The sequence below is a fragment of the Micromonospora sp. LA-10 genome, assembly GCF_051853095.1.
GTDB lineage: Bacteria > Actinomycetota > Actinomycetes > Mycobacteriales > Micromonosporaceae > Micromonospora > Micromonospora echinospora_A.
Map to the genome: position 1 here is coordinate 6,504,962 of NZ_CP195710.1, position 12,364 is coordinate 6,517,325.

General features: G+C 74.0%; 10 protein-coding genes. 2 read left to right on the forward strand and 8 right to left on the reverse strand.

Annotation, left to right across the window (positions count from 1 at the left end):
* Positions 1-7 precede the first annotated feature (7 nt).
* The 8 genes from ACSDG8_RS30110 to ACSDG8_RS30145 all read right to left on the reverse strand — a co-directional run bounded on the left by ACSDG8_RS30110 (position 8) and on the right by ACSDG8_RS30145 (position 9,616).
* Positions 8-733 carry an HD domain-containing protein gene (locus ACSDG8_RS30110; RefSeq protein ID WP_210895195.1) on the reverse strand — a complete coding sequence of 242 codons (726 nt, stop codon included), beginning with the start codon at positions 731-733 and terminating at the stop codon, positions 8-10.
* A gap of 7 nt (positions 734-740) precedes the next feature.
* Complete coding sequence (locus ACSDG8_RS30115) at positions 741-1,199, reverse strand: ATP-binding protein (protein ID WP_210895194.1); 459 nt, start codon at positions 1,197-1,199, stop codon at positions 741-743.
* Between the two features lie 291 nt (positions 1,200-1,490).
* Complete coding sequence (locus tag ACSDG8_RS30120; RefSeq protein WP_210895193.1) at positions 1,491-2,834, reverse strand: pectate lyase family protein; 1,344 nt, start codon at positions 2,832-2,834, stop codon at positions 1,491-1,493.
* A gap of 28 nt (positions 2,835-2,862) precedes the next feature.
* Positions 2,863-4,029, reverse strand: a complete 1,167-nt coding sequence (locus ACSDG8_RS30125) for a Gfo/Idh/MocA family protein (protein ID WP_210895192.1) — start codon at positions 4,027-4,029, stop codon at positions 2,863-2,865.
* Positions 4,030-4,063: 34 nt separating this feature from the next.
* Positions 4,064-5,548, reverse strand: a complete 1,485-nt coding sequence (locus ACSDG8_RS30130; RefSeq protein WP_210943032.1) for a mannitol dehydrogenase family protein — start codon at positions 5,546-5,548, stop codon at positions 4,064-4,066.
* Positions 5,539-6,840: an enolase C-terminal domain-like protein gene (locus ACSDG8_RS30135; protein ID WP_439427475.1), complete on the reverse strand. Its 1,302-nt coding sequence runs from the start codon at positions 6,838-6,840 to the stop codon at positions 5,539-5,541. The genes ACSDG8_RS30130 and ACSDG8_RS30135 overlap by 10 nt, the downstream gene beginning before the upstream one ends.
* Entirely contained in the window at positions 6,837-8,270 is a 1,434-nt protein-coding gene (gene uxaC / locus ACSDG8_RS30140) for a glucuronate isomerase (protein ID WP_210943030.1), read from the reverse strand. Before uxaC ends, ACSDG8_RS30135 begins: the two co-directional genes overlap by 4 nt.
* A gap of 17 nt (positions 8,271-8,287) precedes the next feature.
* Positions 8,288-9,616 (reverse strand): Gfo/Idh/MocA family protein, encoded by a 1,329-nt coding sequence (locus ACSDG8_RS30145; protein WP_210943029.1) that lies wholly within the window; start codon positions 9,614-9,616, stop codon positions 8,288-8,290.
* Positions 9,617-9,857: 241 nt separating this feature from the next.
* On the opposite strand from ACSDG8_RS30145, the gene ACSDG8_RS30150 reads away from it, so the two are divergent.
* Both ACSDG8_RS30150 and ACSDG8_RS30155 read left to right on the forward strand, forming a co-directional pair.
* Complete coding sequence (locus ACSDG8_RS30150) at positions 9,858-10,904, forward strand: LacI family DNA-binding transcriptional regulator (protein WP_210895187.1); 1,047 nt, start codon at positions 9,858-9,860, stop codon at positions 10,902-10,904.
* Positions 10,905-11,001: 97 nt separating this feature from the next.
* Positions 11,002-12,345 (forward strand): ABC transporter substrate-binding protein, encoded by a 1,344-nt coding sequence (locus ACSDG8_RS30155; RefSeq protein WP_439427476.1) that lies wholly within the window; start codon positions 11,002-11,004, stop codon positions 12,343-12,345.
* Positions 12,346-12,364: the final 19 nt, after the last annotated feature.

Below are 12,364 nucleotides of genomic sequence, written 5' to 3' on the forward strand. Positions count from 1 at the left end.
GGTGGGGTCAGGTGGGCTGGTCGAGGATGGCGCTGAAGCGCTCCTCGGCCAGGTCCAGCTGGGCGAAGATGTGCTCCTTGACCGGCGCCGACAACGGCGTGTCCGGGCGGGCGACCAGGTCGCGGAAGACCGGCACCAGCGGGCGGTACTTGGCGGCGGCGCGGGCCACCTTCGGCCCGACCGTGTGGATCACGCCCACGCCGTTGTCGGTGAAGTCGGACACCTTGATCACCCGGGCCCACGGCTCCCGTTCCAGGCTGGCGGCCACGTGCTCCCGGTACTGCTCGTCGCGGTCCCGCCCCGGGTCGTACTGCGGGTTGGTGACCGCGGCGACCAGCCGGGCGACCCGGGCCCCGAACCGGTCGGAGAGCACGGCGAGCGCCGCCGGGGTCGCGTCCGCTCCGGTGCCAGCGTCGAGCCCTGCGAGTTCGGCGGGGTGGTCCTCGACCGCGTCGTGCAGCAGCCCGGCGACGATCACGTCCACGTCCCGCACCTGGTAGTGGTGCATCAGTCGGATCGACACCCGCAGCAGGTGGTTGAGGTACGGCTCGCGTACGCGCCGGTCGTCGCGGTGCAGGTCGGCGGCCAGGTCGAGCGCCTCGGTCAGCCGGTCGCGGTCGGCCTCGTCGAACGCCTCGATCTCCAGCCGGAACCGGGCCAGCAGGCCAGGCTCACCGTGGATCTCGGTGATCGCGTGCATCGGCATGGTGGCGAGGTACGCGGGGAACTCCATGCGTCCCTTATAGCTGATCTTCGCTAGATCCGGTGCCCGCCGGGCCGCTCACGTCGCCGGTGAGGCGCTTGACCAGGCGTACGCAGGTGCCCTCCGGCGTGCCGACGATGGTGGCCTCGTCCATCACCCGCGCCATGATCAGCCGCCCGCGCCCCCGGTCGCCGTTCTCGTCGCCGTCGGCCGCCCGCCAGCCGCCGTGGTCGCGTACCTCGATCTCCAGCCGGTCGCCGCGCAGCTCGGCCCGCAGCGTGGTGATCCCCTCGGGGGCGAAGCGGTAGCCGTGCTCGATGGCGTTGGCGCACGCCTCGCCGGTGGCGATGAGGACCGTCTCGACGTCCCACTCGCTGACGCCCCGGGCGTGCAGCCAGCCGCGCAGCCGCTCCCGGGTGGCGGCCAGCCGTCCCGGGTCGGCCGGCAGGTCGATGGTGAGGACCGGGCCGACGCCCCCGGATGTCTCACCCGTCACGTCCGGCCCTCCGTCCCGTGCCCATCCCCGGACCTGGGCGCCCACTCGCGCTGTCACCGCCCGATTCTCACCCTGTTGTCCCCGGTGGCCGCCGTTTCAATCCCCGGCGGCGCTGTCCGTCAACGTGATCATTGCGCATCGGTGGCGGTGTGTCAGCCGGCGGCCCGGCAGGACGGCAACGGCGGCGAGCCGGCGACCCCCGAGGGGACGCCGGCCCGGGTCGGATGATCAGCCCGGGCGGCGGCCGCCCCGACGGCGTCGAGGCGGCACGCGTGCGGGACCGGGCGCAGGTCAGAGCGGCAGCCGCCCGGCGCCGGCGAAGACGTCGACGGCGAGCGGGACCAGCGGGGTCGGCATCGGCCGGGCGGCGCGCAGCGTGGGCGTCCACCCGGCGTCACCGCCGAGGTCCGGGTCGTGCGCGGCGTTGTACGCGGCGAGCAGGTCCACCGGCCGGGGCAGGCGGTCACCCTGGCGCACCCAGCTTCCCCGCTCGGTGAGCGCGGTGCCGCCCCAGTCGTACAGCAGGTCGGCGGGGCCGGTGTCGCCGGTGAGCGTGAAGAAGTTGTTCTCCGCGTACAGGGCGGACTGCACGCCGACGCCGAGGGCGTACGCGAAGCCGGGCCCGCCCAGCCGGTAGTGGTTCTCGTGCACGTCGACCTGGCCGAACCGGACCCGGGGCAGGCGTTGCAGCGTGCCGTCGAACAGGTTGTGCCGGACGGTGACGTTGAGCCGGCCCACGTCCGGCCCGACCGTGTTGGACGAGCCGATCAGCATCACCTTGTCCCGGCCGGTGAACCGGTTCCAGGAGACGGTGACCAGGCTCGCGGTGTGCGTGACGTCCACCGAGCCGTCGTGCACCTGCCAGGGCCGGCCGAAGTAGACGGGCTGCGCGCTGTCCGGGTTGTCGCCGTCGGTGAACGTGTTGTGGTCGATCCAGACGTGCTCGCTGCGCCGCACCGAGATCTGGTCGTACTGGGAGTTCCAGTTGCCGGTGTCGCCGTCGGTGGGGGACCAGGCCGGGAAGCAGTCCCGGGCGTCGGCGAACTCGATGTTCCGCACGATCACGTTGTCCACCCGGTCGATCATCAGCGTCAGGCCGGTGAGTCGGGCGCCGCGCAGGCCGATGATCGTGGTGTTGGCGCCGACGTTGATCTGGGTCTGCCGGGTCTGGTTGGCCACCGACCGCACCCGGGCGGCCTCCAGCGGCCCGCTCGGGTTCACCCGGCCCCAGGTCGCCGGGTCGTACGCGGCCAGGTAGGCGGGCAGCGAGTACTCCGGGTCGGCCAGGTCGGCGCAGTCCAGCGGCGTGCCGTCGGGCCCTTCGAACCCGTCGACTGTTCCGGCCACGTACACGATCTTGGGGCTGGCGTCGGCGGCGTTCGTGGCGTTGTCGCCGCCGAGCGCGGCGACCAGCTCGGCCCGGGTACGCACGACGTGCACCCGGTCCGGCGCGGCGGCCGACCCGCCGGTGGTGCCGGTGCCGGCGGCGGCCCAGCCGTCGTTCGCGGGTAGGGCCTGGCGGCCGATCAGCTCGGCGGCCCGGGACGGCCGGCCGGTCGCGGCCGGCGCGGGCGCGGCGGTGGTGAGGACGAGCGCGGCGGTCAGCGCCGCGACGACTGCGGTTCGGGTACGCATGACTCGTTCCGTTCTCCTGGAGGGACATTCACTGCACTGGCAGGTCCACCACGTACGGTTTGACCGCCCACGGCACGCCCGCCTCGGACGGCAGCGCGCCGGACTCCGCGGCGGCCCGCAGCACCGCGCCGACGCCCCGCACCATCCGCACCCGCTGCGGGCCGTCGCCCGCCACGCGCACCAGGTCCCCGTCGAGCAGCGTCGGAACGGGCGCGTCCCGCAGCGCGTCCAGCACCGCGGTGAACGGTTCGGTACGCGCCAGCGGCGCGATCAGCGGCGTGCCGTCGGCGCGGTGGTCGAGCAGGTTCGCCAGCAGCCCGCGGCGGCCGGGCACCGGGCGTGGGGCGTCGTCGCCGGGTAGCCGCAGCCGGTCGGTGGGGTACTCCAGCACCGCCCGCCCGCGCTCGCCGGTGACCAGCACCTCCCCGGGGACGTGGTCCTCGGCGGCGAGCGTGAGCGCGGCCAGCACTGGCGGCCCGGCGTGTGGGGTAAGCCGCAGCACCGTGGTGTCGTCCACCTCGATCGGGCGGACCCGGTAGCGCTCCACCTCGATCCGGGCCGGGCGTACCGGCGTGCCGGTGACCGACTCGGCGACGGCGAGGCACTGCATGAGCGCGTGAGCGAGCGGGTTGGCGAGCGCGCCGTCGAGCGCCGGGCGGCCGTCGACGGTTCGCCGCCCGGCCCAGGGGGAGCGGGCGTAGTAGGCGTCCGGGCGTTGCCAGGCGGCGAGCGTGGCGATGCCGGTGACCGGGCCGAGCCGTCCGAGCGCGCCGGTCAGTTCGGTCAGCGCGGCGGAGCCGAGCGCCTGGAAGTTGACCTGCACGGCCCGGCCGGCGGCGTCCGCGGCGGCGGTGAGCGTCCGGTGTTCGGCGAGGTCGAGCACTGGTGGCTTCTCCAGCAGCAGGTCCGCCCCGGCGGCGAGTACGTCGAGCGCGATCGGCAGGTGCGTGTGCGGCGGCGTGCAGATCACCACCACGTCCGGGCGGGCGGCGGCGAGCATGGCCCGGTGGTCGGTGAGGACGGCCGCCTCCGGCGGGACGGGCGCCTCCGGTTCGGCCTCCAGTGGGCGCACGTCGACCAGCGCGACCAGGCGTGCCCGCCCGGCGGCGTGCAGCTCCGCGATGGTCCGGCGGTGCCAGCGGCCGTGCCCGTTCGCCCCGATCAGCGCCACCCGCGGCGGACCGCCGCCGTTCACCGGCCACCCCCGGCCGCCGGCCGCCCCATCGCGGTCACCGGGCGGCCGCCAGCGTGGCCCGGACGCCGTGGCGTTCCAGCGCGGTGAGCCAGCCGGTCACGTCGGCGCGGAACTCGTCGTCGCCGGCCAGCTCGGCCGGGAACACCTCGCGCAGCGCGAAGACCGCGTCCACCACCCCGGCCGGGGTGTGCGCTCCGGCGGCCAGCGCGGCGCGCAGCCGGTCGGCGAGCGGGTCGTCCAGCGGCAGCGGCCGGCCGTCGTCGGCGTACCCGAGCAGGAACCGCAGCCACGCGGCCACCACGAGCGCGCTCCACCGCGCCGACCGGCCGGCCGCCCGCAGGTCGGCGACGGTGTGCAGGACCCGCTGCGGCAGCTTCTGCGAGCCGTCCATGGCGACCTGCGTCGTCCGGTACCGGATCGCCGGGTTGGCGAAGCGGGCGAGCACCTGCTCGCCGTAGGCGGTCACGTCGGCGCCGGGCGGCGGCGTGAAGCTCGGCGTGATCTCCTCGGCGAGCAGCCGCCGCAGCACCGCCTCCAGGTGCGGCAGCGCCAGCGCCTCGGCCACCGTCTCCGCGCCGGCGAGCGCGCCCAGGTACGCGGTGGCCGAGTGCACGCCGTTGAGCGCCCGCAGTTTCAGCCGCTCCCACGGGCCGGCGTCGTCGGTGAGGATCGCGCCGGACCGCTCCCAGGCCGGCCGCCCGCCGGGGAAGTCGTCCTCGATCACCCACTGTGACCACGGTTCGGCGGCGATCGCCGCCAGGTCGGTCACGCCCAGCGCCCGGCGCGCGGTCTCCCGGGTCTCGTCGGTGCTGGCCGGCACGATCCGGTCGACCATGGTGCCGGGGCAGGTCACCGCCGCCAGGACCCGCTCGGCTGTCGCGTCCGGCACCCGGGCCAGCGCGAGGCCCTGTTCCACCAGGCCGCGCAGCCGGCGCCCGTTGGCGGGCAGGTTGTCGCAGCTCACCAGCGCGATCGGCCCGGCGTCGGCGGCGGCGCGGGCGAGCAGCCCGCGCACCAGCAGACCCGGCACGGTACGCGGGGGACGGTCGGTGGTGAGGTCGGCGGTCAGGTCCGCGTCCACTGTGAGCGCGGCGGTCACCGGGTCCAGCCGGTACGCCTTCTCTGTCACCGTCAGCGTGACCACCCGGATGGCCGGGTCGGCGAGCAGGCCGACCACCGCGTCCGGGTCACTCGCGGCGTGCCGTACCCCGGCGAGCGCGCCGACCACCCGGGTCGCCGCGGCGTCGGGGGCGAGCGTGGTGACGCTGAACAGGCAGTCCTGCGCGGCGAGGGCGTCGACCACGTCGGTGCTGCGCGGCGCGACGCCGATGATGCCCCAGTCGCCGCCGGCCGCGCCGACCGCCGCCTCGGTGTGCACAGCCTGGTGGGCGCGGTGGAACGCGCCGACGCCGAGGTGGACGATGCCGGCGGGCACGGTGCCGGGGCGCAGCAGCGGCCGGGACTCCGGCGGCAGGTGGCGCAGCGTGGCCAGGCCGAGCCGGTCGGGGGTCAGCGCCATGCCGGGCCGTCCGGGAAGCGGAACTGCGCGATGGACTCCGGGCGCATGGTGGAGCTGTAGCCGGGCGTGGTGGGCAGCAGGTAGCGGCCGTCCCGGGTGCGGACCGGGTCGGTGAAGTGCTCGTGCAGGTGGTCGACGTACTCGACCATGCGGCCGTCGAGGCTCGTGCCGACCCGCAGGTGGTCGAAGATCGCGAGGTGCTGCACGTACTCGCACAGGCCCACGCCCCCGGCGTGCGGGCAGACCGGCACGCCGAACTTCGCCGCCAGCAGCAGCTCGGCGAGCACCTCGTCCACGCCGCCGACGCGGCAGGCGTCGATCTGCATCACGCCGATCGCCTCGGCCTGGAGCAACTGCTTGAAGATCACCTTGTTGGCGGCGACCTCGCCGGTGGCGACCCGGCAGCGTCCGCCGGTCAGCTCGGTGACCGCGCGGGCGATCCGGGCGTGCCCGAGCACGTCGTCGGCGTGCGTGGGCTCCTCGATCCAGTACGGGTCGACCTCGGCGAGCACGCCCATCGCGGCGATCGCCTCGTCCACGTCCCACACCTGGTTGGCGTCCATCATCAGCAGCGCGTCCGGGCCGATCTCGGCCCGGATGATCCGGGCCCGCCGCAGGTCGTCCTCGATGCGCCCGCCGACCTTCATCTTCATCGCGCGCCACCCCGCGGCGTACGCGTCGCGAGTCAGCGCGCGCACCTGCTCGTCCGGGTAGCCGAGCCAGCCGACCGAGGTGGTGTACGAGGGGAACCCGTCGCGTTCCAGCCCGGCCAGCCGGTCGGTGAGCCCGTCGCGTCCCTTGTCGAGGATGGCGGCCGCCTCGTCGGGGGTGATCGCGTCGGTGATGTGGTGGAAGTCGACAGTGGCGACCAGTTCGTCGGTGGGCATCTCGGCGAGGAGGCGCCACATCGGCTTGCCGGCGAGCTTGGCGCGCAGGTCCCAGACCGCGTTGACGAGCGCGCCGGTGGCCATGTGGATCACCCCCTTCTCCGGCCCGAGCCAGCGCAGTTGCACGTCGGCGGTCAGCGAGCGCCAGAACGCGACGGGTTCGGCGGCGATCTCGGCGACGGTGCGTCCCCGCACGTGGTGGGCGAGCGCGCGGACCGCCGCGCAGGTGATCTCGTTGCCCCGCCCGTTGGTGAACGTGAACCCGGTGCCGGTCGGCCCGCCGTCGGTGCTCAACTCCACGTACGTGGCCGAGTAGTCGCCCCGGTTGATCGCGTCCGAGCCGTCGCCGCTGGCGGCGGTGGGGAAGCGCACGTCGTGCACCTCGACGTCGAGGATCCTGGTCATGAAGGCCCACCTCCGAACTTGAAGACCTGCTTCGGCAGCCGGTACGCCAGGTCGACGATCGTCTCGGCGGCGTCGTCCCCGGTCATCCGGTGCTCGGCGACGAGGCGGGCGAGGAAGCCGGCGTCGACCCGGCGGGCCACGTCGTGGCGTACCGGGATGGAGCAGAACGCGCGGGTGTCGTCGACGAACCCGGCGGTGTTGTAGAAGCCGGCCGTCTCGGTGACCGTCTCCCGGAACCGGCGCAGCACCTCGGGGGAGTCCAGGAACCACCAGGGCGCGCCGAGGCGCAGCGCCGCGTAGCCGCCGGCCAGGGGGGCGAGTTCCCGGGTGAACGTGTCCTCGTCGAGCGTGTAGAGCACCACCGTGAGCCGGGGGTCGTTGCCGTGCGCGTCCAGCAGCGGGGCGAGGGCGTGCACGTATTCGGTGGCCTGCGGCACGTCGCCGCCGACGTCGCGGCCGTGCCGGGCGTGCAGCCACCGGTTGTGGTTGCGCACCGCGCCGGGGTGCAGCTGCATCACCAGGCCGTCGTCGAGCGACATCCGGGCGAACTCCAGCAGCATGTGCGCCCGGAACGCCTCCGCGTCGGCCGCGTCGGCCAGGCCGCGCCGGCCCCTGTCGTAGAGCGCGGCGGCCTGCGCCGGACTCAGATCGAGGGTACGGGCGGTCGGGTGCCCGTGGTCGGACGAGGTGGCCCCGGCGGCGGCGAACGCCTCCCGCCGGGCCCGCAGCGCGGCCAGGTATCCGGCGTACGTGCCGGTGTCCTCGCCGGAGACCTCGCCGAGGCGGTCCACGTTCGCGGCCCAGTTGTCGAACTCCATGTCCACCACGTCGTCGGGGCGGAACGTGGTGACCACCCGGCCGCCGGGCCCGCCCCAGCCGTCGGCGGCGAGCTTGGCGTGCCGGCCCAGGTCGTCCAGCGGCGACTCGGTGGTGGCGAGCACCTCGATGCCGAAGCGCTCGAACAGCGCCCGGGGCCGGAACCCCGGTTCGGCCAGGCGCGCGGCGAGCGCGTCGTAGACGGTGTCGGCGGTGGCCGGGCTCAGCGGCGTGTCGACGTCGAACACGTTGCGGAACGTCTGCTCCAGCCACAGCCGAGACGGGGTGCCGCGGAACAGGTGCCAGTGCGCGGCGAAGCGCCGCCAGACGGTCCGCCCGTCGGTCTCCACCGGGCTGCCGTCGACGCTGGGCACCCCCAGGTCGGCCGGGGGAACGCCCTGGCTGAACAGCATCCGGGTCAGGTAGTGGTCGGGTACGACGAGCAGCCGGGCCGGGTCGGGGAACGGCTGGTCCTCGGCCAGCAGCCCGGGGTCGACGTGCCCGTGCGGGGAGATGATCGGCTGCTCGGCGGCGAGCGCGTACAGCTCGCGCGCCAGGGCGCGCAGGCCGGGCTCGGCGGGCAGCAGCAGATCGCTGGGGGAGATGATCGGCACGGGGGCGGGCTCCTCGGTCAGGGCAGGGTGAGCAGGTCGGCGACCCGGACGGGCGCGCCGGTCTCCAGCGAACGGTTGGCGGCCAGGCCGGTGAGCAGCGCCAGCGCGCCGTCGCGGGCGGTGGCGGCCCGGCCGAGCGGGTCGGGTTCGCCGCCGAGCAGCACCCGGGCCATCCGGGCGTCCGCGCCGCCGTGCCCGCGCCGGGTCCAGCCCTCGACCGGGATCTGGACCGGCGGCGCCCAGAACGGGCGCAGCGTGAGCCGGGCCGCGCCCTGCTCCACCGCCGCCTCGTCGCCGTGCAGCGCCGCGCCCTTGAGTGCTCCGGCGACGGCCGGGCTGACGTGGTCGCTCTCGGTCACCTCCAGCTCCAGGCGGCCCCGGCTGCCGTTGACCATCACCCGGTAGCCCTCCCAGGGGGCGTACGCGGTCAGGTGGTAGGTCATCGTCGCGCCGGTGTCGTAGCGGGCCAGCACCGCGAGGTCGTCCTCGATGGTCACGCCGGGGGCGAAGACGTTGCGGTCGCGGTGGTAGCCGTCCTCGGCCTCCGCGTCGAGGTACAGCTCGCGCAGTCGCGGGTGGTCGGCCAGGCGCAGCGCGAACGGGTCGCCGTCGGCGGCGGGGGAGCCGTGCGCCCGGTCGTAGTCGCGGGCGTAGCCGTGCCGGCGGCCGTCCGCGCCGTAGAAGAACAACCGGCCGTACGCGTGCACGTCGACCGGGCGGGCGTCGAGCCACCAGTTGACCAGGTCGAAGTGGTGGCCGGACTTGTGCACCAGCAGCCCGCCGGAGACGGACTTGTCGCGGTGCCAGCGGCGGAAGTAGTCGGCGCCGTGGCGCACGTCGAGCAGCCACTCGAAGTGCACCGACCCGATCTCGCCCACCGCGCCGTCGGCGAGCAGCCGCCGGACCTGCTCGTGCAGCGGGTTGTAGCGGTAGTTGAACGCGACTGTGACGCGGCGGCCGGTCTCGGCGACCGCGTCGAGGATGCGCCGGCACCGGTCCGCGTCCACGGTCATGGGTTTCTCCACGACCACGTCGCAGCCGGCGCGCAGCGCCGCCGTCACGTACTCGTCGTGGGTGGCGTCCACGCTGGTCACCAGCACCACGTCGACGCGCTCCTCGGCGAGCATGGCGGCGAAGTCGCCGGCGGCGTACGTGGGCACCGGCGGGTGGCCCAGCTCGGTCAGCCAGCGGTTGTGCGCGTCCATCCTCCTCTGGTTGACGTCGGCGAGCGCGACCAGCTCGGCGGTGTCGGCGTGGTCGAGGGCCAGGGCGCGGACGAACATCTCGGCGCGCGCCCCGGCGCCCACCAGGGCGTGGCGGACCCGTTCCCGGGCCGGTGGTGACATGGCGTCGGCCTCCCCGGCAGTCGGCTGCAAAGGTTTGCAGCCGAAGAAACCACGACGGTGGATACGTCGTCAACGGTTGCCGGCCAAGCCGCCCTATCCATCCGCATTGATGAGGTTTCGCGCACCCGGAAGGACCGGCGCCGCAATCGAGCCGCAACAATGGACCGTTGACACGGGCGCAACCGTTTGCATTAATGGGCGGCACCCGTGACCCCCACCACATCGGACGAGGGAGCCCGCCGTGCCAGCCACCATCCGGGACGTCGCCCGCGCCTCCGGTGTGCACATCTCCACCGTGTCCCGTACGTTCTCGGCCCCGCACCTGGTCAACCCGGAGACCCGGGTCCGGGTGCTGGCCTGCGCGGAGGACCTCGGCTACCGGCCCAACCGGGCCGCCCGGGCCCTCATCACCGGCCGTACCCACAACATCGGCCTGATCGTGGCCGACATCGCCAACCCGTTCTTCCCGCCGCTGATCAAGGCGGCGGAGGGGCAGGCCCGGCATCGCGACTACCACGTCTTCGTGGCCGACACCAACGAGGACCCGGTCGCCGAGGAGGACCTGGTCCACGCCCTGGCCAAGCAGGTCGACGGCGTGCTGCTGTGCAGCCCCCGGATGAGCAACAGCCTGATCGAGCAGGTCAGCCGCGAGGTCCCGGTGGTGGTGATAAACCGCCAGGTCGCCGGCCTGCCCTGCGTGATGATGGACGTCGGGCAGGGCGCCCGGGCCGCGATCGAGCACCTGCTCGGGCTCGGCCACCGCCGGATCGCGCTGCTCGGCGGCCCGCGCGGCTCCTGGACCGCCCGGGAGATGCGCCGCGCCGCGACCGCCGCCGCCCGGGGCGGGGGAGCGGAACTGACCATTCTCGGACCCAACCAGCCCACCGAGACCGGCGGCGGCGCCCTGGCCGAACAGGTACGCCGCAGCGGCGTCACCGCCGTGCTCGCCTACAACGACCTGATGGCGATCGGCCTGATCGAAGGGCTGGACGCGATCGGGGCGCGGGTGCCGCACGACGTGAGCGTCGTCGGCGTCGACGACATCGCGCTGAGCCGGCTCACCCGCCCCAAGTTGACGACGGTGGCCACGCCGACCGCGGCCGCCGGCCGGACGGCCGTCGACATGCTGCTGCAACTCGACTCCGACGCGCCACGCGGCGCCCGGGGCCGGGGCGCGGCGGCCGGCGACCGTCGCACCACAGCACAGGTAATGCTCCAGACCGAACTGGTCGTCCGCGACTCGACCGGGCCCGTCCCCGCGCCCGGCCGGGACGGCACCGGGGCCTGAACAGGTGGCCCGGGCCCGCACAGCACTGCGGACCCGGGCGGCCCGTGGACGGCCGCCGGTGACGTCGTCGCCTCCCACAGCCGAGGAGTGAGCGCTGATGCACCCCGCAACGTCCCCCACCGCCGGCGTACCCGCCGGGCGGGATCACCGTACCCCTCTGACCCGACGCCGACTCGTCCGCGGCCTGGCCGCCGTCGCGCTCGCCGTGCCCCTCGCCCTGGGCGCGGCCGGCTGCGGCGACGACTCCGCCGGCGGCGACGGCGGCCCGGTCAAACTCTCCGTCTTCTGGTGGGGCGGCGAGGCCCGGGCCAAGCTCACCGAGGACGCCCTGGCCCTCTACACCAAGAAGCACCCGGACGTGACGTTCGAGAAGACCTGGCAGGCCAACCAGGGCTACTTCGACAAGCTCGCCACGCTGACCGCCGGCGGCAACCCGCCCGACCTGTTCCAGATCGACGACAACTACCTGGCCGAGTACGCCGGCCGCAGCACCACGCTCGACCTGGGCAGCTACCGCGACTCCGGCAAGCTCGACGTGTCGAAGTTCCCCAAGAGCCTGCTGGAGTACGGCGTGGTCGACGGCAAGCTCGCCGGGGTGGCCGCCGGGGAGAACACCCAGGGCCTGGTCTACAACAAGACGCTGCTGACCAAGAACGGGCTGCCCGAGCCGACCACCGGGATGAGCTGGGAGGAGCACATCGCCTGGGCCGAGCAGGTGGCGAAGAAGACGAAGGTGCCCGGCACCCAGGACCCGAGCGCCGACTACAAGGCGCTCTGGGTGTGGCTGCGCCAGCAGGGCAAGGACCTGTACAACGGCAAGGAGCTCGGCTTCACCGCCGAGGACGTGACGAAGTGGTTCGAGCTGTGGAAGGGCGCGCGGGACCGGGGCGCCACCCCGAAGCCGGACGTCATCCACGAGGGCAACTCCAGCGACATCACCAAGCAACTAGTGGTCACCGGCAAGTCGGCCACCTCCTGGGTCTGGGTCAACCAGATGCCGGACCTGAAGAAGAACACCAAGGACGAGCTGGGCGTGGTGGCGTACCCGGGTGACCCGAGCGCCCAGTGGGCGCGTGCCTCGATGTACTGGTCGGTGTTCAAGGGCAGCAAGCACAAGGACGTCGCCGTCGACGTGATCAACTTCCTGAACAACGACCCGGAGGCGGTCGCGCTGCTCGGCACCGACCGTGGTCTGCCGTCGAACATGGACCTGCGCGCCAAGGTCAGCGAGACTGCCACCGACCCGGCCATGAAGCAGTCCATCCAGGTCGAGTCCGACCTGGCGCAGAAGTTCGGCGCCTCGCCCCAGGTGCCGATCAAGGGGCACAGCAAGGTCAAGTCCGAGCTGGTCAAGGCCGCCGAGAACGCCCAGTACGGCCGCGCCACCCCGGCCCAGGCGGCGGAGCAGTTCGTCGCCGCCTGCAAGTCCGCGATCGCCTGACCACACGAAAGGACCGGTC

Excerpts from the sequence above, each read along its gene's own strand:
- ACSDG8_RS30120 (WP_210895193.1), bottom strand. The coding sequence starts at position 2,834 with ATGCGTACCCGAACCGCAGTCGTCGCGGCGCTGACCGCCGCGCTCGTC.
- ACSDG8_RS30110 (WP_210895195.1), bottom strand. The coding sequence starts at position 733 with ATGGAGTTCCCCGCGTACCTCGCCACCATGCCGATGCACGCGATCACC.
- ACSDG8_RS30135 (WP_439427475.1), bottom strand. The coding sequence starts at position 6,840 with ATGACCAGGATCCTCGACGTCGAGGTGCACGACGTGCGCTTCCCCACC.
- ACSDG8_RS30145 (WP_210943029.1), bottom strand. The coding sequence starts at position 9,616 with ATGTCACCACCGGCCCGGGAACGGGTCCGCCACGCCCTGGTGGGCGCC.
- ACSDG8_RS30155 (WP_439427476.1), top strand. The coding sequence starts at position 11,002 with ATGCACCCCGCAACGTCCCCCACCGCCGGCGTACCCGCCGGGCGGGAT.
- ACSDG8_RS30130 (WP_210943032.1), bottom strand. The coding sequence starts at position 5,548 with ATGGCGCTGACCCCCGACCGGCTCGGCCTGGCCACGCTGCGCCACCTG.